Source organism: Nonomuraea sp. NPDC052265, assembly GCF_044547985.1.
Taxonomy (GTDB): domain Bacteria; phylum Actinomycetota; class Actinomycetes; order Streptosporangiales; family Streptosporangiaceae; genus Nonomuraea.
The window spans coordinates 152,041-176,125 of sequence record NZ_JBIUBJ010000011.1; the positions used below are offsets into that span (position 1 = coordinate 152,041).

The 24,085-nt window shown below is 72.3% G+C and carries 25 protein-coding genes and 1 tRNA gene; 11 read left to right on the forward strand and 15 right to left on the reverse strand.

What is annotated here, in order from left to right; all coding sequences use genetic code 11:
- The first annotated feature begins 98 nt into the window (after positions 1-98).
- Complete coding sequence (locus ACIHAD_RS29510) at positions 99-923, forward strand: undecaprenyl-diphosphate phosphatase (RefSeq protein WP_357706357.1); 825 nt, start codon at positions 99-101, stop codon at positions 921-923.
- Here ACIHAD_RS29510 and ACIHAD_RS29515 read toward each other — a convergent pair.
- Positions 920-1,606 carry a hypothetical protein gene (locus tag ACIHAD_RS29515; protein WP_397357888.1) on the reverse strand — a complete coding sequence of 229 codons (687 nt, stop codon included), beginning with the start codon at positions 1,604-1,606 and terminating at the stop codon, positions 920-922. The genes ACIHAD_RS29510 and ACIHAD_RS29515 overlap by 4 nt on opposite strands.
- Before the next feature lie 80 nt (positions 1,607-1,686).
- The gene (locus tag ACIHAD_RS29520) at positions 1,687-2,652 is read right to left on the reverse strand and encodes a hypothetical protein (protein WP_397357889.1); all 966 of its coding nucleotides are present in this window, start codon (positions 2,650-2,652) and stop codon (positions 1,687-1,689) included.
- Positions 2,653-2,723: 71 nt separating this feature from the next.
- Here ACIHAD_RS29520 and ACIHAD_RS29525 point away from each other — a divergent pair, with 71 nt between their 5' ends.
- On the forward strand, positions 2,724-3,338 hold the full coding sequence (locus ACIHAD_RS29525) for a TetR family transcriptional regulator (RefSeq protein WP_397357890.1): 615 nt from the start codon (positions 2,724-2,726) through the stop codon (positions 3,336-3,338).
- On the opposite strand, the gene ACIHAD_RS29530 is transcribed toward ACIHAD_RS29525, so the two are convergent.
- Positions 3,287-3,700, reverse strand: coding sequence for an MFS transporter (locus tag ACIHAD_RS29530; protein WP_397357891.1), 414 nt, complete (start codon positions 3,698-3,700; stop codon positions 3,287-3,289). The two genes, ACIHAD_RS29525 and ACIHAD_RS29530, sit on opposite strands and share 52 nt — an antisense overlap.
- Before the next feature lie 119 nt (positions 3,701-3,819).
- On the opposite strand from ACIHAD_RS29530, the gene ACIHAD_RS29535 reads away from it, so the two are divergent.
- Genes ACIHAD_RS29535 through ACIHAD_RS29545 form a run of 3 tightly spaced genes read left to right on the forward strand, consistent with a single transcriptional unit; the run spans position 3,820 to position 7,242 of the window.
- Entirely contained in the window at positions 3,820-4,137 is a 318-nt protein-coding gene (locus ACIHAD_RS29535; RefSeq protein WP_397357892.1) for an ArsR/SmtB family transcription factor, read from the forward strand.
- Complete coding sequence (hrpB, locus tag ACIHAD_RS29540; protein WP_397357893.1) at positions 4,124-6,556, forward strand: ATP-dependent helicase HrpB; 2,433 nt, start codon at positions 4,124-4,126, stop codon at positions 6,554-6,556. The genes ACIHAD_RS29535 and hrpB overlap by 14 nt, the downstream gene beginning before the upstream one ends.
- Entirely contained in the window at positions 6,553-7,242 is a 690-nt protein-coding gene (locus ACIHAD_RS29545; protein WP_397357894.1) for a hypothetical protein, read from the forward strand. Before hrpB ends, ACIHAD_RS29545 begins: the two co-directional genes overlap by 4 nt.
- Before the next feature lie 32 nt (positions 7,243-7,274).
- Here the strand turns inward: ACIHAD_RS29545 and ACIHAD_RS29550 are convergent, their stop codons facing one another.
- A complete protein-coding gene (locus tag ACIHAD_RS29550) occupies positions 7,275-8,453 on the reverse strand; it encodes a pyridoxal-phosphate dependent enzyme (RefSeq protein WP_397357895.1) in 1,179 nt (392 codons plus the stop codon).
- A gap of 57 nt (positions 8,454-8,510) precedes the next feature.
- Here ACIHAD_RS29550 and ACIHAD_RS29555 point away from each other — a divergent pair, with 57 nt between their 5' ends.
- From ACIHAD_RS29555 to ACIHAD_RS29565, 3 genes are read left to right on the forward strand one after another with little or no spacing between them, the layout of a single operon-like run.
- Positions 8,511-9,341: an SPFH domain-containing protein gene (locus ACIHAD_RS29555; protein WP_397357896.1), complete on the forward strand. Its 831-nt coding sequence runs from the start codon at positions 8,511-8,513 to the stop codon at positions 9,339-9,341.
- Entirely contained in the window at positions 9,334-9,507 is a 174-nt protein-coding gene (locus tag ACIHAD_RS29560; protein WP_397357897.1) for a hypothetical protein, read from the forward strand. Before ACIHAD_RS29555 ends, ACIHAD_RS29560 begins: the two co-directional genes overlap by 8 nt.
- 19 nt (positions 9,508-9,526) lie before the next feature.
- Complete coding sequence (locus tag ACIHAD_RS29565) at positions 9,527-10,966, forward strand: amidase (RefSeq protein WP_397357898.1); 1,440 nt, start codon at positions 9,527-9,529, stop codon at positions 10,964-10,966.
- On the opposite strand, the gene ACIHAD_RS29570 is transcribed toward ACIHAD_RS29565, so the two are convergent.
- The 4 genes from ACIHAD_RS29570 to ACIHAD_RS29585 form a co-directional block, all read right to left on the reverse strand.
- Positions 10,963-11,808 carry an aldehyde dehydrogenase family protein gene (locus ACIHAD_RS29570; RefSeq protein WP_397357899.1) on the reverse strand — a complete coding sequence of 282 codons (846 nt, stop codon included), beginning with the start codon at positions 11,806-11,808 and terminating at the stop codon, positions 10,963-10,965. The two genes, ACIHAD_RS29565 and ACIHAD_RS29570, sit on opposite strands and share 4 nt — an antisense overlap.
- 179 nt (positions 11,809-11,987) lie before the next feature.
- Complete coding sequence (locus tag ACIHAD_RS29575; protein ID WP_397357900.1) at positions 11,988-13,406, reverse strand: aldehyde dehydrogenase family protein; 1,419 nt, start codon at positions 13,404-13,406, stop codon at positions 11,988-11,990.
- Between the two features lie 84 nt (positions 13,407-13,490).
- Positions 13,491-16,346, reverse strand: a complete 2,856-nt coding sequence (locus ACIHAD_RS29580; protein ID WP_397357901.1) for a helix-turn-helix transcriptional regulator — start codon at positions 16,344-16,346, stop codon at positions 13,491-13,493.
- Between the two features lie 104 nt (positions 16,347-16,450).
- Positions 16,451-16,597, reverse strand: coding sequence for a hypothetical protein (locus ACIHAD_RS29585; RefSeq protein ID WP_397357902.1), 147 nt, complete (start codon positions 16,595-16,597; stop codon positions 16,451-16,453).
- Between the two features lie 209 nt (positions 16,598-16,806).
- On the opposite strand from ACIHAD_RS29585, the gene deoC reads away from it, so the two are divergent.
- Together deoC and ACIHAD_RS29595 are read left to right on the forward strand one after the other, a co-directional pair.
- The gene (gene deoC / locus ACIHAD_RS29590) at positions 16,807-17,736 is read left to right on the forward strand and encodes a deoxyribose-phosphate aldolase (RefSeq protein ID WP_397357903.1); all 930 of its coding nucleotides are present in this window, start codon (positions 16,807-16,809) and stop codon (positions 17,734-17,736) included.
- Between the two features lie 29 nt (positions 17,737-17,765).
- Complete coding sequence (locus tag ACIHAD_RS29595) at positions 17,766-17,954, forward strand: hypothetical protein (RefSeq protein ID WP_397357904.1); 189 nt, start codon at positions 17,766-17,768, stop codon at positions 17,952-17,954.
- On the opposite strand, the gene ACIHAD_RS29600 is transcribed toward ACIHAD_RS29595, so the two are convergent.
- From ACIHAD_RS29600 to ACIHAD_RS29630, 7 genes are all read right to left on the reverse strand, one after another.
- On the reverse strand, positions 17,951-18,517 hold the full coding sequence (locus ACIHAD_RS29600) for a TMEM165/GDT1 family protein (protein ID WP_397357905.1): 567 nt from the start codon (positions 18,515-18,517) through the stop codon (positions 17,951-17,953). The two genes, ACIHAD_RS29595 and ACIHAD_RS29600, sit on opposite strands and share 4 nt — an antisense overlap.
- 225 nt (positions 18,518-18,742) lie before the next feature.
- Positions 18,743-19,807: a UDP-N-acetylmuramate dehydrogenase gene (locus ACIHAD_RS29605; protein WP_397357906.1), complete on the reverse strand. Its 1,065-nt coding sequence runs from the start codon at positions 19,805-19,807 to the stop codon at positions 18,743-18,745.
- Between the two features lie 226 nt (positions 19,808-20,033).
- On the reverse strand, positions 20,034-20,888 hold the full coding sequence (locus tag ACIHAD_RS29610; RefSeq protein WP_397357907.1) for a hypothetical protein: 855 nt from the start codon (positions 20,886-20,888) through the stop codon (positions 20,034-20,036).
- Positions 20,889-21,038: 150 nt separating this feature from the next.
- Positions 21,039-21,467, reverse strand: coding sequence for a MaoC family dehydratase (locus tag ACIHAD_RS29615; RefSeq protein ID WP_397357908.1), 429 nt, complete (start codon positions 21,465-21,467; stop codon positions 21,039-21,041).
- A 1-nt stretch (position 21,468) separates the two neighbouring features.
- Positions 21,469-21,918 (reverse strand): MaoC family dehydratase N-terminal domain-containing protein, encoded by a 450-nt coding sequence (locus ACIHAD_RS29620; protein ID WP_397357909.1) that lies wholly within the window; start codon positions 21,916-21,918, stop codon positions 21,469-21,471.
- Positions 21,919-22,118: 200 nt separating this feature from the next.
- A complete protein-coding gene (rpmG, locus tag ACIHAD_RS29625; RefSeq protein WP_019632658.1) occupies positions 22,119-22,283 on the reverse strand; it encodes a 50S ribosomal protein L33 in 165 nt (54 codons plus the stop codon).
- Between the two features lie 71 nt (positions 22,284-22,354).
- Positions 22,355-22,428, reverse strand: a tRNA-Met gene (locus ACIHAD_RS29630).
- Between the two features lie 714 nt (positions 22,429-23,142).
- On the opposite strand from ACIHAD_RS29630, the gene ACIHAD_RS29635 reads away from it, so the two are divergent.
- Positions 23,143-23,751 carry a hypothetical protein gene (locus ACIHAD_RS29635; RefSeq protein ID WP_397357910.1) on the forward strand — a complete coding sequence of 203 codons (609 nt, stop codon included), beginning with the start codon at positions 23,143-23,145 and terminating at the stop codon, positions 23,749-23,751.
- Positions 23,752-24,085: the final 334 nt, after the last annotated feature.

A 24,085-nucleotide genomic window follows, 5' to 3' on the forward strand; every position in this document is an offset into this window, starting at 1 on the left:
CCCTCACCCGGCCTGCTCAACCTGCTGGGCGGGCAACTGCGCGGCCTCCGTTTCCGCTAACCTCACCCTGGTCACTCCCGTAACCGGAAGGTGTAGTCGTGATCGGCTGGCTCGAAGCGGTGGTGCTGGGGCTCGTCCAGGGGCTCACGGAGTTCCTGCCGATCTCCTCCAGCGCCCACATCCGTGTGGTCTCGGCCTTCTTCGGCTGGCAGGACCCGGGGGCGGCCTTCACGGCGGTCATCCAGCTCGGCACCGAGGCCGCGGTGCTCATCTACTTCCGCAAGGAGCTGTGGGAGATCGTCTCCACCTGGGTCCGCTCCCTGTGGGACAGGGAACTGCGCGGCCACTGGGCCGCGCGCATGGGCTGGTACGTCATCGTCGGCACGCTCCCGATCGGCGTGCTCGGCCTGGCGTTCAAGGACCAGATCGAGACCGTCTTCCGCGACCTGCGGGTGGTCGGCACGACGCTGATCGTCTTCGGCTGCATCCTGTGGTTCGCCGACCGCACCGCGCGCAACAAGCTCACGCTGGAGAAGCACCTCAGCTTCACCCACGCCGTCGTCTACGGCTTCGCGCAGGCGCTGGCCCTCATCCCGGGCGTCTCCCGCTCGGGCGGCACGATCACGGCGGGCCTGCTGCTCGACTACCGCCGCGAGGACGCCGCCAAATACTCGTTCCTGCTGGCCGTCCCCGCCGTCCTGGCCTCCGGCGCGTTCGAGCTGAAGGACATCGGCGAGCACCAGGCCCCCGCCTGGGGGCCCACCATCCTGGCGACGCTGATCTCGTTCGCCGTCGGCTACGCGGCGGTGGCCTGGTTCCTGAAGTACATCAGCACCCACCGCTTCACCGCGTTCGTGATCTACCGCATCCTTCTGGGCTTCTTCGTCATCCTGGCGGTCACCCTGAACTGGATCCCGGCCTAGGCCGGGACGGCCGTCCGGTCGAGGGCGGGCGAGGGGTAGTGGGCCGCCCACGCCTCGTCGCCCATGCGCAGGATCTTCAGGCCGGTCCAGCCGAGGCCGGCGACGGGCAGCGCCCAGAACAGCACGGTCAGGGGGCCGTACTCGACGGGGAAGGAGACGACGTACCCGACGAAGACCAGCAGCGGCACCCACCAGCCGACGAACCCGGTCCGCCACACGGCGGTCACCAGCAGCGGCAGGCCGAGCAGCCCGAAGAACATCCACGGGATCTGGAAGCCGAAGATCACTCCGGGCAGGTTCAGCATCTCGTCGAGGATCTTCTGCGCCTGGTCCGGCGGGTTGTGCCGGCCCAGCCACCACTCGACGGGGTCCATCATCAGCAGGGCGGACATCGAGATGTAGCCGACGACCGTCGCCGCGCCCGCGATGTGCCCGAGCACCGTGGCCCGGCGTCTGGTGAGGTGCACCAGGCCGAGGGCCGCCAGGGCCATCAGCAGCCAGCTCCAGTGGTAGAGCGCCGACTCGGCCTGGGCGAGCGCGGGGTTGTCGCCGTAGCTGACCGCCTCGCGGGAGTCGCCCCACGTGCCGGGGTCGAGGACGACGGCCACGGTCTGGAGGAGCGGGGCCACGATGAGCAGCGTGCCCGCCGCGACGCGGCGGAAGGTCACCTGATTCCTGAACATGCCGGCGACGGTACGTGCCGCCGCCGCCACCCGTCGTCCGCCTGCTGGGCGACCGGAGGTCACCTCCGAGGCGGAGAAGATCAGGCCGCCACCGGCGTGCGCGGGACGGCGGGGACCGCCTGCGCCCGGCGTCCCGGCAGGGCGAGCAGGACCAGGCCGAGCAGCGCCCACAGGGTCAGCACCCCGATCGGCGTCCACAGGGCGGCGCCGCCGAAGAACACGGTGTTGCGCACCGCCTCGGCCGCCGGGCCGACGGGCAGGACGCGGCCGACGGCGGCGTACCACTCGGGGATGTAGCGGGCGCCGAGCGGCCCGCCGCTCGCCGGCAGCCCGATCGGGATGAACAGCAGCGCCGCCACCCCGACGCCCGGCGTGCCGATGACCTTGACCAGCCCGGCGACCACCAGGCCGACCGCCAGCGCGATGCCCGCCGAGACCGCCACCAGCGGGCCGAACCTGCCCGGCAACGCGCCGAACACGACGTCGGCCAGCCACGCGTTCGCCGTGCCCGCCACCACCGAGCCCGCCGCCAGGACGCCGGCCCGTGCCGCCAGCCCGAGCCCCGGCGCGACCCGGGCGAGCAGGACGGGCAGCGCGATCCCCGGCAGGATCACGCTGAGCACGTAGAACATGCCGGAGATGCCGCCGGCGTCACCGGGCGGCAGCGGCACGGCGTCCTCGACCTTCAGGGTGCGGCCCTGCGCCTGCGCGGATCCCTGGAAGGCCGCGGTGATCACCGTGGCCCCGGTGCGGCCGCCCGCGCTCGCCACCACCAGCCTGCCCTCCCTCGGGACGAGCACGGCGTCGACCTCCCTGTCCAGCAGCGCGGCCCGCGCGGCGCCGGCCGAGCCGTACGCCCTCAGCTCGAACGCCCCCGCCCGCCGCCCGTCGATGCCGCTCTGGAGCTGCCCGACCTGCTCGGCCGGCGCGACGACGGCGACGGGGACGCCGTGCGGTTCTGGCGCGTGGAAGGCCCCGAGGAACGACCCGGCGAAGAGCATCCCCAGCAGGGCGACCCCGATGACGACGCCAATGATCCTGCGCATTTTTCACCACCTGATGAGTTCATCGATGTTGAATTTGAGGGTAGATGAATTCCACGTGGTTGAATAGCCCCATGGCCGAGGAACGCGGAAGGCGACCGGGGAACCCGCAGACCAGGCACGAGATCCTGGAGGCGGCGATCGAGTCCTTCGGCGCCCACGGCTACGGCGGCACCACGATCAGGGCCGTGGCGCGGGCCGCGGGCGTCGATCCGGCGCTGGTGATGCACTTCTTCGGCAACAAGGACGGCCTGTTCGAGGCCGCGATCAAGGCAAGCATGCCGGTCGCGCTGCTGGTCGGCGCCCTCGACGGCGACACGTCGGGCATCGGCGAGCGGCTGGTGACCCGCTACCTGGAGCTGTGGGAGCACCCGGAGCACGGCCCCCGGCTCTCGGCCGTGCTGCACGCGGCCGCCGCCACCCCGGCGACGGCCGCGCTGCTGAAGGAGCTGCTGGGCCGGGAGCTGCTCGCCCCGATCGCCCGCCTGCTGCCCGGCGCGCATCCCGAGGTCCGCGCGCTGCTGGCGGCCTCGCAGCTCCTCGGCCTGGCCATGATCCGCTACATGCTCAGGCTCGACCCGCTGGCCTCGCTGCCCGCCCGCCAGGTCGCGGCCCTGACCGCGCCCAACGTCCAGCGCTACCTGACGGGCACGCTCCCGCTCGACGAGATCGCCACCGCCCGGGGGTAGGTGAGCAGGGTGAACAGCACCATCCGGCGCGGCCCGTAGGAGTCGGTGAGGCGCCCGCCGAGCTGGTTGCCCACGATGCCGCCGAGCCCCCACGCCCACAACACGGCCGGCAGCGGCAGGTCGAACAGCGACCCGATGTAGGTGTAGGCGGTGAACCCGGCGCCGAACATCAGCAGCTGGGTGACCAGCACCACCAGCACCCGCCGGTCGGCCAGCGGCGCGAACCGCTCGCCGAGCCGCCCCGACACGGTGACCCTGACGTCGGGCACGAGCGCCGCCACCCCGGCGAACCCGATCACGCCCAGGCCGACGACCAGCCACAACGTCGCCCGCCAGCCCGAGACCACCACGCGCGTGGCCATGACCAGCAAGGGGATAGAGCCGGGAACTCATGGAACCTCCAGCCAATAGTTGGACGCCCGTCAAACTGTCACTATAGTTGGATAGTTGTCAAACAATAAGAGGGAGGTAGGGTGCCACCATGCGCCTGCTACCGCATCCCGCGAAGGAGGACATCCAGCTCACGGAGGTCCTGCGTGCGCTCGCCGACCCCGTCCGGCTGGAGATCGTGGTGCGCCTGGCCACCCTCGGCGAGATGACGTGCACCGCCGCGGGCGACCATCTCGGCGTCCACAAGTCGACGGCCTCCCACCATTACCGGTCGCTGCGCGAGGCGGGCGTGATCGTCTCCAAGCAGGCGGGCCGGCTCAAGTTCATCAGCCTGCGCCGCGGCGACCTCGACGAACGTTTCCCCGGCCTGCTCGACTCCGTACTGTCTGCCTCGCATGTCACGACCTGACCGGCTGCCCATCCACGACGCGCTCCCCGAACTGCTCGCCACGCTGGAGCGGCACGGCACGGCGGTGCTCACCGCGCCGCCCGGCACGGGCAAGACCACGGTCGTGCCCCTGGCGCTGGCCGCGACCGGGCTGCGGGTGCTGGTCGCCGAGCCCCGGCGGCTGGCCGTGCGCGCGGCGGCCCGGCGCATGGGCGTCAGCTACACGATCCGCGGCGAGCGGCACACCGGGGCGAACCCCATGGTCGAGGTCGTCACCACCGGCGTGCTGCTCCAGCGGCTCCAGCGCGACCAGGAGCTCGCCGGGGTCGACGCGGTCGTGCTCGACGAGTGCCACGAGCGCCATCTCGACGCCGACACCGCGCTCGCGTTCCTGCTCGACGTGCGCGAGACCCTCCGTCCCGACCTGCGCCTGCTGGCCACCTCGGCCACCGCCGACGCGGCCCCCTGGTCCCTGCTGCTCGGCGGGCCGGTGGTGGCCGCCTCGGGGACGGCCCACCCGGTGGAGATCGTGTGGGCGCCGCCGGAGCGTCCGGTCGCGCCGCCCCACGGCCTGCGCGTCGATCCGGCGCTGCTGTCGCACGTGGCCTCGGTCGTCCGGCGGGCGTACGCCGAGCGCGACGGCGACGTTTTGTGCTTCCTGCCGGGGGTGGGCGAGATCGGCAGGGTCGCGGGGATGCTGGGCGACCTCGACGTGCTCCAGGTGCACGGCCAGGCGCCCGCCCGCGTGCAGGACGCCGTCCTGTCGCCCGGGGCCGGCCGCCGGGTCGTGCTGGCCACGTCGGTGGCCGAGTCGAGCCTGACGGTGCCGGGCGTCCGCGTGGTGGTGGACTCGGGGCTGGCCCGCGAGCCCCGTACCGACCACGCCAGGGGGCTCGGGTCGCTCACCACGGTCAGGGTCTCGAAGGCGTCCGCCGACCAGCGGGCCGGCCGCGCCGGGCGGGAGGCTCCGGGCGCCGTGTACCGCTGCTGGCCGGCGGCCGAGCACGAGCGCCTGGCCGACCACGCGCGGCCGGAGATCGCGCTCGCCGACCTGACCGGGTTCGCGCTCCAGGCGGCCTGCTGGGGCGACGCGGACGCGGTCGGCCTGGCCCTGCTCGACCGGCCGCCGCCCGCCGCGATGGCGGCCGCCGTCCGCACCCTGGAGGCCCTGGGCGCGCTGGAGGCCGGACGGGTGACCGGTCGCGGGCGGCGCATGGCGCTGGCGGGCGTGCACCCCCGCCTGGCCAGGGCCCTGCTGGACCTCGGTCCGCGGGCCGCCGAGGTGGTGGCGCTGCTGTCGGAGCAGCTGCCCAGGGACGCGGGCGACGACCTCGCCGAGGTGTGGCGTACGGCCCGCAGGGGCGGCACGGGCTTCGCCGCCCGCTGGCGCCAGGAGACCGGCCGCCTCACCCGGGCCGCCGCCCAGCGCCCGGCCGGCCCGGCCCCCTCGGGGCCCCGCTCCGCCGGTGAGGGGCCCGGTGTGCGGGACGCGAGTGACGACGTGCTGGCCGGGATGGCCGTGGCGCTGGCGTTCCCGGAGCGGGTGGCGCGGCGGCGCGGCGGCGGGTACCTCATGGCGTCGGGCACGCAGGCCCAGCTCGCCGAGGGCTCCAGGCTGTCCACCGCGCCGTGGCTGGCGATCGCCGTCGCCGACAGGCCCACGGGCTCGGCCTCGGCCCGGGTCCGCCAGGCCGTGGTGATCGACGAGGAGATCGCCAGGCTGGCCCTGCCCGCGGTGGTCGAGGAGGAGGTCACCTGGCGCGTCCCGCCGGGCGAGCGGCGCGGCGACGTCTCGGCCCGCATGGTCGAACGCCTGGGCGCGATCGAGCTGTCCTCCACGCCGCTCAAGGACGCCGACGTACGCCCCGCCATCCTGCACGGACTCCGCACCGAAGACCTCCTGACCTGGACGAAACAGGCCAAAGAGCTCAAGGACCGCCTGACCTTCGCCCACCGCGCGATCGGCCCTCCGTGGCCCGCCACCGACGACCTGATCGCGCTGGCCGACCAGTGGCTGGAGCCGGAGCTGTCCAGAGCCCGCCGCCGGGCCGACGTCGAGCGCATCGACGTGGCCGCCGCCCTGCGCCGCCTGATCCCGTGGAGCGAACGCCTGGAGAACGTGGCCCCCGAACGCGTCGAGGTCCCCAGCGGCTCGCAGATCAGGGTCGACTACTCGGGCGAGCAGCCGGTGCTGGCGGTGAAGCTCCAGGAGCTGTTCGGCTGGGAGGAGACGCCGCGGATCGCCGGCGTGCCCCTGCTGGTCCACCTGCTCTCCCCGGCGGGCCGTCCATTGGCGGTGACCGCCGATCTGGCCTCGTTCTGGCGCGACGCCTACCGGTCCGTACGGGCGGAGATGAGGGGACGCTACCCTAAGCACCCATGGCCGGAGGATCCGCTCACCGCGCCGCCCACCCGCCGCGTCAACCGGAGCCGACCTTGATCGACGAAGCCGTCCGCGACAACGCCGCCTGGTGCGACACGATGTGCCGGGCGCACGGCCGTCCCGGCGTCTTCGGCCCGCTCGCCTGGACCAACCCGGCCAGGACCCCCGTCCTGTATCCCGACGCCGTCACGCTCTCCCCCGGCGCGGGGGCGGCCGACGTGCTCGACGGCATCGACGCGGGCTCGGGCGCCTCGGTCAAGGACAGCTTCGGCACGCTCGACCTGCCGGGCTTCGACGTGCTGTTCTCGGCCCAGTGGATCGGCCGGCCCGCCCCGGACGCGCCGCGGCGTCCCCTCCGGGCGGCCACCGGCGACCCGATCGTGTGGGAGGTGGCCGCCGACCCCGAGGCGCTGGGCGAATGGGCGGCGGCCTGCTTCTCCGGCAACGCGCCCGGCCTGTTCCCGCCCGCACTGCTCGACGAGCCGGACGTGCGGCTGGTGCACGGCCGGATCGGGGGCGACGTGGTCTGCGGCGCGGCGCTCAACGCGAGCGGCACGGTGACGGGCGTCTCGAACGTCTTCGCCTCCGGCTGCGACGAGTCCGCCGCCTGGGAGGGCACGGTGGCGATGGCGGCCGAGCTGTTCCCCGGCCGCCCGCTGGTCGGCTACGAGAGCGACCCGGCGGCCGCCCTCGCCCACGGTTTCACCACCCTCGGCCCCCTCCGCATCCTGCTCAAACCCTGAAAGCCCGGGTCCGCGCGGGCGGCCGGGCGCCGTCAGCCGGTCAGGTCGGCCAGTGTCAGGCCCGCGCGGACCGGGTGGACCTCCTCGCCCACCCCGAGGTCCTTGAACCCGCTCGACGTGCCCACGCACACCACCGGCCCGTCGAAGTCGCGGCGCAGCTTCCGGTAGGCCGCCAGGCCCGCGGCACCCGACAGCTCCTGCCACACGCCCTGCCGCGCCAGGTCCCGCTGGGCCGCGCGCATCTCCTCGTCCGTCACGAGCACCGCCTGGCCGCCGCTGTCGCGCACCGCCAGCACGCCCCGGTGCCCGCCGACCGACCCCGCGATCCCGTACGCCTCGCTGGCCCCCAGCTCGACGATCGCCGCGGGCACGCCCTCGGCCAGGGCCCGCGCGTTGGGCCCGCCGGCGGCCGGCTCGCAGGAGAACATCCGCGGCACGGCGCCGGCCAGCCCGAGCAGCCGCAGCTCGGTGAAGCCCTTCCACATCCCGAACAGCAGCTCGGCGTACCCCGTGGGCGCGAAGACCGCCGCGGGCACGCCTCCGAGCTGGCGGAACAGCTCGTACGCGATCGTCTTGTAGCCCTCGGGCCCGTACGGATGGCCGGTGTGGGTCACGGTCCGGTTGCTGACCGGGTGGTACCCGAGCCGGTCCACGACCTCCCGCAGCAGCGGCCACCGCTCCTCGGCCGGCACGGAGAACACCTTGGCCCCGTACGCCCGCACGAACGACTGCACCGCGGCCGGCGACTCCGCCGAGGCCAGCACGATGGCGGGCAGCCCGGCGCGGGCGGCGTACGCGGCGGCCGAGGCGCCGTGGTTGCCCGACGAGGCCACCACCACGCCGGGCGCCCCCTCCGCCACGGCCGCGCTGACCGCCACCCGGTTCAGCCGGTCCTTGTGGGACCAGGTCGGGTTCTGGGACTCGTCCTTGAGGTAGATCCCGTCGAACTCCAGCAGCGGCGTGCCGCCCTCGCCCAGCGTGGGCGCCTCCAGGGACGGCAGCAGCGGCGACCAGCGCCCGATGTCCGGCCCCGGCTCCTGGTCGAACAGGCCCTTGTCGACGCGGCCGTAGTCGTAGACGACCTCGACCGGATAGGCGATCTCGTCGGTGCTGGTCCGCGGACAGCCCTTCGTCAGGGGCGGGGACAACGGGAACTCGATCGAGGGGTCGCCCAGCGAGCGCTGACCGACGGCAAGTGAAGATCCGTTCACGTGCATGGAGTTTATATGGCTATCATGGTGATATCACTTCGATAGCAAGGAGTCGCGATGGAACGTCGTGCTTTCCGGATCAACGGATTCCTGGTCCTGCTCGTCCTCCTCCTGCTGGCGGGCGGCGCGGCGCTGGTCTCGATCGAGACGCTCGGCATAGCCTGGATCGTGCTCTTCGTGCTCGTGTCCTCCGGCTTCACCGTGGTCAACCCCAACGAGGCGAAGGTCGTGCAGTTCCTCGGCCGCTACGTCGGCACGGTCAACGTGGCGGGGCTGCAGTGGGTGACGCCGTTCACCACCAAGCGCCGGATCAGCCTCCGGGTCCGCAACTTCGAGACCGCCAAGCTCAAGGTCAACGACGCCGACGGCAACCCGGTCGAGATCGCCGCGGTGGTGGTCTACAAGGTCACCGACACGGCCAAGGCCGCCTTCTCCGTCGACGACTACGAGGAGTACATCGCGATCCAGTCCGAGGCCGCCGTCCGGCACCTCGCGACCACCCACCCGTACGACTCGCACGAGCCCGAGCGCACCAGCCTGCGCGACGGCGCCGAGGTCGCCGGCGAGCTGACCGCCGAGCTGCGCGAGCGCACCGAGCTGGCCGGGATCGAGATCCTGGAGGCCCGCATCACCCACCTGGCCTACGCGCCCGAGATCGCCCAGGCCATGCTCGTGCGCCAGCAGGCCAGCCAGGTGGTCGCCGCCCGCACCAGGATCGTCGAGGGCGCGGTCGGCATGGTCCAGCTCGCGCTCGACCGGCTGGCCGCGGAAGGGGTCGTGGAGCTCGACGAGGAGCGCAAGGCCCAGATGGTCTCCAACCTCCTGGTCGTCCTGTGCGGCGACCGGGCGATCCAGCCGGTGGTGAACGCCGGCAGTCTGTATGCCTGAGCGCAAGAAGCTCCTGCTCCGCCTCGACCCGGCCGTCTACGACGCCATCGCCAAGTGGGCGGCCGACGACCTGCGCAGCATCAACGCGCAGATCGAGTTCGCGCTGCGGCTGGCGTTGAAGCAGGCCGGGCGGGAGCCGGGCAGGAACTCTCGCAAGGAAGAGTGAAAACCTGCACACTCTAGACATGTTGTGGGCAGGCAGGACCGCCATCGAGATCGCGACGGCCGTCCGGCGCGGCGACGTCACGGCCACGACCGTGGTGGAGGAGCACCTTCACCGCATCTCCGAGCGGGATTCCCAGGTGGGCGCGTTCCGGCTGGTCAGGGAGCGGGCGGTGGACGAGGCGCGGGCCGTGGGGAAACGCCGTGACCTGGCCGACCTGCCGCTCGCCGGGGTCCCGGTGGCGGTCAAGGACAACCTGGAGGTGGCCGGCGAGCCCACCCGCGGCGGCTCGGCCGGCACCCCGGACACACCCGCCCGCGAGGACCATCCGGCCGTGGCCCGCCTGCGCGCGGCGGGCGCGGTGGTGGTCGGGCTGACGAACCTGCCGGAGCTGGGGCTGGTCGGCTTCGGCGACAGCCCGTACGGCGTCGTCCGCAACCCCTGGAACCTCGCCCGCACCGCCGGCGGCTCCTCCTCGGGCAGCGCGGCGGCGGTGGCGGCCGGGATGGTCCCGATCGCGCTCGGCAACGACGGCATGGGGTCGCTGCGCATCCCGGGCGCCTGCTGCGGCGTGCTGGCCGTCAAGCCGGGGACCGGCCTGGTGCCCCCGCCCGCCGACGACTGGGACGGGCTCACCGAGAACGGCCCGCTCGCCACGACCGCGGCCGACCTGTCGCTCGCGCTGTCCGTCCTGGCCGCCGACCCGGCGCTGGCCGAGGCGTGGCGTACGGGCCACCGGATCGAGCCGAAGCCGCGCATGCTGCGCTCGGTCTGGGCCGACGACGACGAGGTGTGGGAGCCGCAACCGCCCCAGGACAGCCCGGAGCCGTTCGACCTGCGGGTGGCCTACGCCCCCCGGCCGCTGCCGCCGGGCCTGCCCGTCGACCGGGAGTTCCAGGGGGCGGTGCGAGCGGCGGCCGAGACGTTGCGGCAGGCCGGGCACACCGTGGTCGAGCACCCGCACCGCCTGCCCGCCTGGCTCGGCCCCGCCGGCGTGGCCACCTGGCTCGGCCGGGCCGCCGCAGCCGCCGACGGCCTCGACCCGCGCGGCCTGGAGCGCCGCACCCGCGCGCTCGCCCGCGCCGGACGCGTGCTCACCAGGCTCGGCCTGGACGGCCGGCGTGGCCGTGAGCGCTGGAGCGGCTACGGCGCCGACACCTGGTTCGGCGACGCCGACGTGATGATCACGCCGGCGCTCGCCGCGCTCCCGCCGCGCGCCGACCGCTGGGGCGGGCGCGGCCTCCTGCCCAACCTGCTGGTCAACGTCAGGTACGCGCCCACCACCGGCCCCTGGAACCTGTGCGGCTGGCCCGCGATGACCGTGCCGGTCGCCACGCACTCCAGCGCGCTGCCGATCGGCGTGCAGCTCGTGGCGCCGCCGGGCGGCGAGCCGCACCTGCTGGCCCTGGCCGCCCAGCTCCAGGCGGCCCACCCGCCGCTGCGGCCGCCCGGTTTCTCCTAGACGCCGGCCGGATGCCAGACGGTCTTGGTCTCCAGGAACCGCGTCATCCGCCCGAGCCCCGGATCGGCCGTCCAGTCCTCGCGCACGGGACGCAGCACGCGCTTGAGGTTCTCGGCCGCCTCCTGCTCGCAGCGCAGCGCCAGGTCGGCGTCCTCGACCCCGGTCAGGTCGAGGCCGTTGACGTCCATGTGCGCGGCCAGCCAGGGCGCCAGCTCGGCCTGCCGCCCGGTCAGGATGTTGACCACCCCGCCGGGCAGGTCGGACGTGGCCAGCACCTCGGCCAGCGTGATCGAGGCGAGCGGCGCGGGCTCGGAGGCGACCACGACGCACGTGTTGCCGGTGACGATCACGGGCGCGACCACGGACACCAGCCCGAGCAGCGGATCGGCGGGCGCGACCACGGCCACGACCCCGGTCGGCTCCGGCGAGGACAGGTTGAAGTACGGCCCCGCCACCGGGTTGGCCGACCCGCGCACCGACGTGATCTTGTCGGACCAGCCCGCGTACCAGACCAGCCGGTCGACCGCCGCGTCCACCGACTCCAGGGCGGCCTTCTTGCCCATGCCCAGCTCTTCGGCGAACTGCCCGCGCCGCCCCTCCAGCATCTCGGCGACGCGGTAGAGGATCTGCCCCCTGTTGTAGGGGGTCGCGCCGGACCAGCCGGGGAACGCCTTGCGCGCGGCCACCACGGCGTCACGCGCGTCCTTGCGCGAGGCGCGCGAGGCGTTGGCGAGGAAGTCGCCCTTCGGCGAGGTCACGGGATAGGACCTCCCACTCTCCGAGCGCGGGAAGGCCCCGCCGATGTACAGCTTGTAGGTCTTTCTGACGGACAACCTACTCATCGCCCCGACCTCTCCACGTGGACTCCTGTGACGTCTGAACCGGGGCGAACACCTGGCCGCACCTGCTGACGCCGCAGCGGTGGGCGTACCAGCCGACGCGTACGGGCCGGCCGGCGCGGGCGAAGGCGTGGCCGCGGGTGGCCTGGGCACGCCGCCCGGACCGCCCGGCACGGCGATGATCACACGTCAAGGTAGGCCTCCAGCCCCGCGAGCCCGCCTTCACGGCCGTACCCCGACTCCTTGTAGCCGCCGAACGGCGAGGTGGGGTCGAACTTGTTGAACGTGTTGGCCCAGACGACCCCGGCCCGCAGCCGGTCGGCCATCCACAGGATGCGCGAGCCCTTCTCGGTCCAGACCCCGGCCGACAGCCCGTACGGGGTGTTGTTGGCCTTCTCCACCGCCTCCGCGGGGGTGCGGAAGGTCAGCACGGACAGCACCGGCCCGAAGATCTCCTCCCGGGCGATCCTGTGGGACTGGGCGACCCCGGTGAACAGGGTCGGCGGGAACCAGTAGCCCCGGTCGGGCAGCTCGCACGCGGGCGACCAGCGCTCGGCGCCCTCGTCGGCCCCGGCCTCGGACAGCTCGCGGATCTTGGCGAGCTGCTCGGCCGAGTTGATCGCGCCGATGTCGGTGTTCTTGTCGAGCGGGTCGCCGAGCCGCAGCGTGCCGAGCCGCCGCTTCAGCGACTCCAGCAGCTCGTCGTGGACGGACTCCTGCACCAGCAGCCGGGAGCCCGCGCAGCAGACGTGGCCCTGGTTGAAGAAGATGCCGTTGACGATGCCCTCGACCGCCTGGTCGATGGCGGCGTCGTCGAACACGATGTTCGCGGCCTTGCCGCCGAGCTCCAGCGTGAGCTTCTTGTCGGTGCCCGCGACCGTGCGGGCGATGATCCGGCCGACCTCGGTCGAGCCGGTGAAGGCCACCTTGTTGACGTCGGGGTGGGCCACCAGGGCGGCGCCGGTGTCGCCCGCGCCGGTCACGATGTTGACCACGCCGGGCGGCAGCTCGGCCTGCTGACAGATCTCCGCGAACAGCAGCGCGGTCAGCGGCGTGGTCTCGGCGGGCTTGAGCACCACCGTGTTGCCGCAGGCCAGCGCGGGAGCGATCTTCCAGGCCAGCATGAGCAGCGGGAAGTTCCACGGGATGACCTGGCCGGCCACACCGAGCGGCTTGGTGCCGAACCCGGCGTGGGCCAGCTTGTCGGCCCAGCCGGCGTAGTAGAAGAAGTGGGCCGCGACCAGCGGCAGGTCGACGTCGCGCGACTCGCGGATCGGCTTGCCGTTGTCGAGGGACTCCAGGACGGCCAGCTCGCGGGCCCGCTCCTGGATCAGGCGCGCGATGCGGAACAGGTACTTGGCCCGCTCGGCGCCCGGCAGGGCGCTCCACACGCCGAACGCCTTGCGCGCCGCCTGCACGGCCCGGTCGACGTCGTCGGAGGAGGCCGAGGCGACTTCCGCCAGCTTCTCCTCCGTCGCCGGGTTGACCGTCTTGAAGGGGGAGCCGGAGCCGTCCACGAACTCACCGTTGATGAACAACCCGTACGACGGCTTGAGATCGACAATGTCGCGCGACTCTGGCGCGGGTGCGTAGTCGAACATCGCCGTCAGCCCAGGGTGAGGTATAGGGACATCACCTTGCCAGCGTAGACGGTCGGTCCGAGTGCTCAGAGGGGCCCGGAGCTCCTAGGACAGGAGTGACAGGCGATGCGCCGCCGCGGCGGCCTCCCCGCGCGTGGTGACGCCCAGCTTGGCCAGGATGTTTGACACGTGCACGCTGACCGTCTTCGCCGAGATGAACAGTTCGGCGGCGATGTCTCTATTCGTGCGGCCCTGGGTCACCAGGCGCAGCACCTCCAGCTCGCGCGGCGTCAGCACGTCCGACGTCGCCTCCTGGGCCTGCTGGCCGCCGCCCACGCGGCGCGACAGCGCCTCGATCTCCTCGATCAGCGGGGTGGCGCGCAGCGCGGCGGCGAGCGGGCGCGCCTGCCGGAGCCGGGCCGCCGCGCCGTCCCTGTCGCCGCACCTGGCCGCGGCGGTGGCCGCCCGCAGCAGGGCCTTGGCCTGGTTGTGCGGACGCATCAGCCGCTCCCACGCCGCCGCCGAGGCGTCGAAGTCGCCGCTGTAGGACAGCCGGTACGCCTCCGCCACCGGCCCGCTGATCGTCAGCTCGGCCGCCAGCTCGGCGGCATGTGCCCGGACCGCGGCGGTCCGGCCGGGTTCGAGGTCTTCCGCCGCGTCGCAGACCGTGCGCAGCAGGGACAGCAGCCGCCAGCCCAGCATGGCCTTGCTCGGCAGCTTCGGATGCGACAGCGCCCGCTCGGCCACGGCCAGCGCCGCCCACGGCTCGCCCTTGAGCAGGTGCCAGCCGATGTGCAGGCGCGCGTTGCTGATGACGTCCTGGACGAAGTCCTCAGGGCGGTCCTTGAGCACGCCGATCTCCGACAGGATGCCCTCGACGAGCTGCACCTCGCCCCTGGCCAGCCCGATGTCGGCCCGGACGCGCAGCACGGCGTACCGGGTGCGCAGCACCGGCCCGTAGTTGAGCGCGCTCTCCACGCGGTCGAGCGCCTCGTCCCAGCGGCCGAGCGACTCCAGCGCCTCGGCCCAGTTGTTGAGGATGAACAGCCCGCTGCCGCGCAGCCTGCCGTACTTCTTGGCGTAGCGCCAGGCCTCCTCCGACAGGCGCAGGGCCTCCTCGGCGCGGCCCATGTCGATCAGCGAGTCGATGTTGTTGCCGAGCGCCCTGATGATGATCCGGCCAGATCCCTCGTCCTTGCCGAGGCCGATCGCCTGGTCGTTGACGGCGATGACCCGCTCCAGCTCGCCTCGCAGGGAGTGGCCGAGCGCCATGTTCATCAGCAGGTCGGCTTCGAGGCACCTGTCGCCGGACCGCCGGACCAGGTCGAGGCCCTCGACGATCAGCTCGTCGGCCTCGGCGACGTGGCCGCGGAGCATGAGCTGCCTGCTCAGCGTCATGACGACCTCCGCGCGCACCGGGCACGGATCGGGCACGAGCCGCAGGGCGTGCCGGAGCAGCTCGATGACGCCCATCTGGCCCTTCGACACCTTGAACGACGCCTGACGCACGATGAGCGCGGCCACCCGGCCCGGTTCCTCGGTCTCGTCCAGCTCGGCGAGGGCGGCCTTGACGAACTTCACACCCTTGTCCACCTCGCCACCGGCGTTCGCGGCCTCGGAGGCGCGTTCGAGCACGGCGGTGTGGTCGGCGCCGATGCGCGCGGCGGCGTCGGGGACCCGGTCCCAGAGCATGAGCACGCGTTCCAGCAGCGGCACGGCCTCGGTGTAGGCGTACGCCTTGAACGACTTCTGCGCGGCCTCCCAGGCCGAGACCAGGGCCCAGAGGTCGTTGCGGGCGCCGTACCAGTGGTGGGCCAGCTCGACGGCGGCCCGGCCGGGCGGCACGAGCCCGCGGTCCTTGGAGATCTCCTCGGCGTACCTGGAGTGCAGGCGCTGGTGCTCGCCCGGCAGCAGCTCCTCGTGCACGGCCTCCCGGATCAGCGCGTGCCTGAAGACGTAGGCGCGGTTGTCGGCGATCTGCAGCACGTTCCCGGCGATGGCGGGACGCAGGGCCGCCTCCAGCTCGATCTCGGACAGCCCGCAGACGGCGGCCAGCAGGGCGTGACCGACCCGGTTGCCGCCCGCGGCGGCCATGCGCAGGACGCGCTGGGTCTCCTCGGGCAGCCGTTCGACGGCGCTGAGAATGAGGTCCTGCATGGACTCGGGGAACGTGCAGTCCTCGCCGCCGTCGAGCAGGGCCTCCACGAACAGCGGAATGCCCTCGCTGCGTTCGTAGACCTTCTGGACCTTCACGTAGGCGGGGGCGGTGCCGAGGATGCCGGCCATCTGGGCGGCCACCTCGTCGCGCGACAGGCGGGGCAGGTCCAGGCGGTGCACGCCGTTGACCCGGCCGAGCTCGGCCAGCACCGGGCGGAGCGGATGCTGCCGGTGCAGGTCGTCGGAGCGGTAGGTCATGACGATGAGCACCTGCGGGGCGTGCAGGTTGCGGCTGAGGAAGGCGATCAGGTCGCGGCTGGACCGGTCGGCCCAATGGATGTCCTCGATGACGAGGACCGTGGGGCGGCTGTCCGCGAGGCGTTCGAGAAGGGTGAGGAACTGCTCGAAGAGCCGGGCGCGGCCCGTGTCGGTCTCCCCGTCGCCGCTGGGCTCGCCGAACTCCGGCAGCAGCCTGGCCAGATCGCGCTGGCCCCCTTCGGGCAACAGCGCGGCCACCGCGGCGGGGCCGTGCTCCCTGACGAGCTGCCTGAGCGCGGCCGTGAAGGGCGCGTAGGCCAGACCCTCGGTGGACAGCTCCACGCAGCCACCGACCAGCACCTGCGCGCCGTCGGCGACGCAGGTCTCGGCGAAGCGCTGCACGAGCCGGCTCTTGCCGACCCCTGCCTCTCCACCCATCAGCACGGCCGTCACCGTGCCCTTACGCGCCTCGTCGAAGCTCTCGGCGAGCGTGGCGAGCTCCTCCGCCCGCCCGACGAAGACGGGACTCACCGAACGTCCCAGCATGTCGTTCAGCATGCCATGCCCTATCAATCACATTCGACGGCTTTAGGGGGGTGCAGAGGCCCGGCCGCCACGATGGACGACGCGGCCGGGCTCTCTTGGGGCGGTCATGACGAACGGCGCTTGCCGAAGACCGAGCGACGCTCGGTCTTGTTTCCCTTCATGGCCTCGCGTACTCGGCGGTGCTCGGCAGCGGCCTGCCGGAGCTCGCTGGCGTGGGACTTCATGAGCTCGTACTCGAGTTCGGGGTTCATCGTGTTCTCCTGAACATTTGCTGCTTTTCCCTGACATCTTCAATGTTCGGGCTAAGGCCCACCCCGGCACATCGGGTGGATGCCCTATCTGCGGGCGTACGCGGGGCCGGACATACCTAGGACAGGGCCCACCCCGCCTTAGGCGGCGTTCCCGTCCGTCCGGTTTGGAGGTAGTGGCCCTGGTCGGCGATGCTGTGAAGGTGTCAACTGTGACTACCTCGCTCGCGGACGTCGCCTCGTCCCACGCGACGCTGCGCGCCTTCCTGCACGGCCTTCCCGGAGTCGACCGGGTGGGCGCCGACCAGCGGGCGGCCATGCTCGGCACCCGTTCCATCAAGACCACGGCCAAGGCCCAGGCCATCGACCTGGCCATTTCCATGGTCGACCTGACGACGCTCGAAGGCGCCGACACGGCGGGCAAGGTGCGGGCCATGTGCACCAAGGCCGTGCACCCGGGCGGCGGCGCCCCCAGGGTGGCGGCGGTGTGCGTCTATCCCGACATGGTGCCGGTGGCCGTCCGGGCGGTGGCCGGGTCGGGGGTCAAGGTGGCCTCGGTCGCCACCGCGTTCCCCAGCGGGCGCTCCTCGCTGGAGGTCAAGGTGAGCGACACGGCGCTGGCCGTGGCCGCGGGCGCCGACGAGATCGACATGGTGATCGACCGCGGCGCGTTCCTGTCCGGCGACCACATGAAGGTCTACGACGAGATCGTCGCGATCAAGGCCGCCTGCGGTCCGGCGCACCTGAAGGTGATCCTGGAGACGGGCGAGCTGGCGACCTACGACAACGTGCGCCGGGCGTCCTGGCTGGCCATGATCGCGGGCGCCGACTTCATCAAGACCTCGACCGGCAAGGTGTCCCCGGCGGCCACGTTGCCGGTGACCCTGATCATGCTGGAGGCGGTGCGCGACTTCCGCGACGCGACCGGCCGCCAGGTGGGCGTGAAGCCGGCCGGCGGCATCCGCACGACCAAGGACGCCATCAAGAACCTGGTGCTGGTCAACGAGACGGCGGGCGGCGACTGGCTCTCCCCCGAGTGGTTCAGGCTGGGCGCGTCCTCGCTGCTCAACGACCTGCTCATGCAGCGCGAGAAGCTCGCCACCGGCCGCTACGCGGGCCCCGACCACTTCACGCTCGACTGACGGCGACGGCCCTCGGGCGGCTCCACGAGGTGTTCGGAGCCGTCGGCCGGCCCGCGAGCGTGTCCGGCCGCCCCCACGGCGTGACGCCGGGCGCGGCGGCCGGCACCGTGGTGTGCGCCGTCGCCGCCACCGGCGTGGACCTCGCGCCCTTCCTCGACGCCTGGGGCAGCCCGGAAAGCGACGCCGGCGTCCACCAGGCGCTGCCGCCGCGCCCCTAGAGGATCGCGTCGACCAGCAGCACGATGCCGAACACCGCGAACGCGGCGGCGGCGCCGTACCTGATGGCCTTCTCGGGGAGGTGCTTGCCGAGCATGCGGCCGACGACGATGGCCAGGGCGTCGGCGGCGACCATGCCCACGGTCGAGCCGATCCAGGTGCCGACCCAGCCGTGCTGCGTGGCCAGGGTGATCGTGGCGAGCATCGTCTTGTCGCCCAGCTCGCTCAGGAAGAACGCCACGGTCACCGCGATCAGGACGTTCCTGGTCGTACGGCGGGCCTTGTCCTCCTCCTCCTTGGTCAGCTCGTCGCCCCGCAACGTCCAGAGGGCGAACCCGAGGAAGGCCACGCCGGCCACGATCGAGATGGCCGTCGTCGGCAGCGCCTTCCCGACCAGCTCGCCCACGGCCACGCTCAACAGGTGCACGACCGTGGTGGCGATGGTGATGCCCGCGAGCACGGGCCAGGGCTTGAAACGGGTGGCGAACGTCATCGCCATGAGCTGGCTCTTGTCACCGAGCTCGGCCACGAAAATGACCGCGAGACTGATCCAGAACGCTTCCAACCGGTCCTCTTTCCCGCGACCAGACCGGAAGCGGGCACCCGGGGGATCTTCGGGCACGACTTTCGGCCCGGCAGCGTCTTTGTCCATGACTGCCAGGCCGAAGGTCTCGTCCGCCCGTCAAGGCCCGTGTGACCGGGCGCGATCACGCGCCAGTATGTCGATCACACGATTGGGACTACTCCCCTTCGGAATTACCAACACACCATAACAGCCCACGCAGAGCCGTCATTCCGCCGGCTGTTCCCCCAGCTCGTCCGCCAGCGTGCAGCCGACCAGCACCGGCTCGTTGACCAGCGTGACGCCGAACTTCTCCCGCACCCCGTCGCGCACCTCCGCGGCCAGCGCCAGCAGGTCGGCCGTGGTGGCGGCGCCCTCGGGGTTGGCCAGGGCCAGCGTGTGCTTGGCGGAGATGCGCACCGGGCCGCGCTCGTAGCCCTTGGGGAAGCCCGCCTGCTCGATCAGCCAGGCGGCCGGCACTTTGACGCGGCCGTCGGGCATGTCCCAGCGCGGGTGGCCGGGAGCGCGTCCGGCCAGCTCGTCGGCGTCCTCGGCGGTCAGGATCGGGTTGGTGAAGAACGAGCCCGCGCTGCGGCTGTCGGGGTCGGCCGCCGGGTCGAAGACCATGCCCTTGCCCCGCCGCAACCCCAGGACCGCGTCACGGGCCAGGCCGAGGGGCACGCGTCCGCCGAGCTCCACCCCGAGCCGCCCGGCCAGCTCCTGGTAGGCCACCGGCCCGGACAGGTCCGACACGTCCAGCGCGTACGTCACGGCGAGCACCACGTGCCGCGACAGGTCCCGCTTGAAGGCGCTGTCGCGGTAGGAGAACCCGCACTGGCGCGCCTCCAGGTCGACCACCTGCCGGGTGCGCCGGTCGTAGGCCCGTACGCACCTGATGGTCTGCGCGACCTCCTGGCCGTACGCGCCGACGTTCTGGATCGGGGTCGATCCCACCAGGCCCGGAATGCCGGACATGCACTCGACGCCGGACCATCCCTCGGCCACGGCCCGCGCGACCAGCGGATCCCAGTCCTGGCCCGCCTCGACCGTGAGCAGCACCTGCTCGCCGTCCCTGGAGACCGCCACGCCCTCGGTGGCCACCTTGACGACCAGCCCGTCGAACCCGGCGTCACCGATCACCACGTTGCTGCCGCCGCCGAGGATCAGGGTCGGCACGCCCTTCATGTCGGCCTCGGCGACGAGGGACACGAGCTGCTCCGCCGTGGCCGCCTCAGCGAAGTCGCGGGCGGGGCCGCCCAGGCCCAGGGTGGTGTGCGACGCGAGCATCTCCATGGCCCCCAAGCTTATGAGCCCCCCAGCCCACCCGACACCCCACCCGGGCGGCCCCCAACCCGGGCAGCGCCCACCTGGGGGGCGCCCATCCGGGCGGCGCCCCATCCGGGCGGCGACCTCCTTGCCGGGAGCACATTCGGCCGTTCGGGGGCACCTGCGTCCCATTCGTGGGCACATCCGCTCGTTCGGGGCACGGGCTCCCGACGGCCGGCTTGCCGGGGTGGGCTCAGCTGCGGAGGGCCTGCTCGCCGTGGTGCTCGGAGTCGAGCCGGAGGACCGGGAGCGGGCCCTCTGGCACCACCAGGCTGCCCTCCAGCGCGTGCGAGAACTCCAGGTCGGCGTCCTCGCCGCGCTCCGCGCCCTCGGGGAACGCCCCCAGCGCCGCCGCCCTGCGCACCGCCATCAGGTCGCAGCGCAACGCCCGCACCCTGCCGGGCTCCTCGCCCTCGGCCGCCTGCCACCCCGCCGCCACCGCCCCTTCCACGATGGCCGCCACCAGCGGCGTCAACGCGTCGCCGGTCAGCGCGAGCGAAGGCTCCATCAGCACGTGCACCTCGGACTCGTCCAGCCGCAACAGCTTGGTACGGCCCTCGCCCCACCCCGCCGTGCCCCCGCATGCCCGCGAGGTCTCGGCGACGTGCCACACCGCGATCCGCTCCGGATACCGCTCGGCCAGCTCGTCCAGAACGTCTCCCGCGCCGTCGACGTTCCCCAGGTCGAGGGCCAGGATCCGGGTGTGCGTGTGGTCGATCACCGACTGGACGCACGCCAGCACGTCCCCGGGCCGGCCGTCCACGAGCAGTCCGGCGCAGACCGTCACGTCCCTGGTCTCGACGCGCTGGCGCTCGGTGTTGACGCCCAGGTCGTCCATGCGGTTCGTGGCGAGCGTGGCGTCCCAGACGCGCTGGGCGTGCAGCATCGTGTCGTCGGGATCGCCGTGCTGGCCGGGGTCGCCCGAGAAGCCCAGCGCGGCGGCGGGGTTCCCGTGCGCGCCGACGCCCCTGGGCCGGGCCCGTCCGGTGCCGACCCCGGTGGCGGAACCGCCCGTGGTGTCCCGTCCGCTGCCGGTGCTGCCCCCCACCTGTTCAGGGGACGCGGGACGCAGGTGAGCGGGAGGCTTGCCATCGGTCACGGACGACACGGGGATGGAACGGACGGTGGGCCAGACCTGTCGCGCAACTTCACTCATAACAACACGGGCTACCCGCGACCCGCCCGACATATCACGGCATCAGGAGAGCTGTATCACCGCACGTGCCTTCGACAGGACCTTCGCGTCGCCCGCCTTGGCCGTCAGCCCGACGACCACCCGCTTGTCCTCAAGCTTCTCCTCCACGACCCCGCTGACCGCGATCGTCGCCCCCTGGTCGTCGTCGGGCACGATCACCATCGACGAGAACCGCACCCCGAAGTCCACCACGGCGCCCGGATCGCCCGCCCAGTCCGTGACGAACCTGCCCGCCTGCGCCATCGTGAACATGCCGTGCGCGATCACGTCGGGCAGCCCGACCGTCCTGGCGAAGCGCTCGTTCCAGTGGATCTGGTTGAAGTCGCCGGAGGCGCCGGCGTACATGACGAGGTTCAGCCGCCGGACATTGTAGTCCACGGCCGGGAGCTCCTGCCCGACCTCGACCTCGTCGTACCTCACCGTGGCCGCCATCTCAGCCCGCCCCTCCGCGCTCGACGATCGTGTTGTAGGTCGTGCAGACCGGCTCTCCGGCGGCCGTCGACACGTCGCTCCTGATCGTCAGCAGCTCGTTGCGTCCCGCGCTCCGGATGTCGGTGATCGTCGCGGTGGTGACCAGCTCGTCGCCCGCGCAGATGGGCCTGACGTACTCGAACCGCTGCTCGCCGTGGACCACCATCGCGAGGTTCAGGCCCAGCTCGGGGTCGACCAGCGCCTCGCCGCCCGCCTGCAGGCTGAACACGATGGGGAACGTGGGCGGCGCGATCACGTCGGGGTATCCGGCGGCCCTGGCGGCCTCCCTGTCGCGGTAGACCGGGTTGTGGTCGCCGATCGCGGCCGCGAACTCCTTGATCTTCACCCGGCTGACCTCGTACGGGGCGCCGGATGGATAGGTCCTGCCCACGAAGTCACGGTTCAAGGCCATCAGTGCTCCCTCGTACGTCTTCAACGAGCGCTGCTGAGGCAGACGGTAACAGAACAAGGTTCGGCTGTCGCCGCTCATGACGTGCTTTTTGCCGGGGCCCGGGTCAGCGCCTAAGAAGGGCGCTCAAAGGTGCCGAAAACACGACAAACCGGCGCCCCGTACGGGGACGCCGGTTGTGCGATGTGGAGGCAGAAGTACCGCTAGCGGGTTTCGCGGTGCGCGCGGTGGCAGCGGCAGTTCGGGCAGTACTTCTTCAGCTCAAGCCGATCCGGGTCGTTGCGCCGGTTCTTCCGCGTGATGTAGTTGCGGTGCTTGCACTCCTGGCAGGCCAGCGTGATCTTCGGCCTAACGTCGGTGGCAGCCACTTGGGAGTGCCTTTCTACGTTCGGGACATGGACACACCCGTACCCAGGCCGACCGACCTGGGATTGGGTAGTAGCGGAGGCCGGACTTGAACCGGCGACACAACGATTATGAGCCGTTTGCTCTGCCTGACTGAGCTACTCCGCCTTGGCCGGAAACTCCCGGCCCGTAGAGGATACCCGAAGCTGGGAGCACATTAGTAACTCACCTGATCGGGTGGGGTGCTACCAGTATGCCCCAGGTACCTCCGACAATCGAAATCCGATCATGCCACCCAGGTATCGCCTGGGGAATCACCTGCGGAGGCCATCGCCACACTAGCAGCCGCCCCTTGCCCACGCGAACGCCTGGACCAGGCACGCAGTAAGAAACCGCGCCCGGCGGCGGAGGCGCCGGGGCCGAGCGTGACCCAGGGGCCGACGACGTCCGGGCTCCAGTCGCAGGTGATCACGGCGCGGTACACCCAGGTCTGTCCGGTGCGGTTGTGGCAGTCGGCACGGCCGACGTAGCCGTCCTCCGGGGCCCGGCCGCTGTTGCACTGCAGGCTGCAGGCTGCCGGCCGAGGCGGGAGCGGACGGGATGACAAGGCCGGAAAGGGCGGCGGCAATACCGGCGGCGAGGGCCGGCTTCCTGTTCATGTCGTCTTACTCTTCTGCCCGTTCTGCTAGGGGTTTCGTCGCTGCTCTGCGCTCGAATGCCAGGAAAGCGACCAGACGCCGGTGTCCAGCAGCAGGGCGGACAGGCTCGTCCGCAGTCGTCCACATGCGAGCCTGACTCGGACGCCACCGAAATCCCGCCGGACACGTACGGTCATCGTTCGTACACTGTCGGGCAGGACAAGGCCGGTCAGGGAGAGGGGCGATGGGCGAGGACCAGGAAGGCGCGGAACCCGGCGTCGAGTCGGTGAACTGTCATGAGGGCCTCGTGAGGCTCCTGGCCGAGCAGTTCGCGCGGGCCGACGTGTCGCTGCTGGAGCTCCAGGCGCGGGCGGACAGGACGGGCGGGCCCCGGCTTCCCCGGGCGACCTGCGCGGACATGCTGGCCGGATGCCGGTTTCCGAGGAAGGCGGTGATGGTGACGTTCCTGCGGGCTTGCGGGGTGCCCGAGCGTCAGGTGCCCGAATGGGAGCGGGCCTGGGAACGCGTACGGATCGCCCGCATGCCCCCGACCGGCTTCCAACTCACCAGAACGGCCCTCTCGCCGACCATCCCACCTCTCGAAGACCCCCGCCTACCGGCCCCCGCTCCCCTCGGCCACCCCAGCCAGCCGTACACCGCCCTCCTCGAGGACCTCACCGAACCCGGCACCGCGCCTCCCGGAGGGCCTGGCCGGAGCACCGCACCTCTTGGACGGCCCGATCAAAGCGCCACGCCTCCCGGTGGATCCGGCCGGCCCACCGCGCAGCCAACCGACGGCCCCGCCCTACCCGGAGGCGAGACACTGACCTCCTGCCTGGAAGCGCTGCCCTAGCTCCTGAGGGGTTCTCGACCTACCCCACCGGAGGCTCCGTTCCGCCGCTTTCCCGCCCGACGCTCTCCCCGCCGACGCTTCCCCGGTCGGCGGGGGGCCGGGCGTTCCGACAGGCGTCACTTCGCCTACCCGCCCCTGGACGAGACCGCCTGCCGACGGAACGCCGGACACGCGAAAGCTCCGGACGCTTCCCCACGTCCGGAGCTTTCGTGGATGGGCAACCAACCCTCACCGGCCCACTGCCCGCCAGCCCGCAATCTATGCTTTTGTCCGTTTTGCGTAGAGTGCTGTGACCGGGAAGGCCCACCGGGTTCGTGCGCGGCTGCCCCCTCCG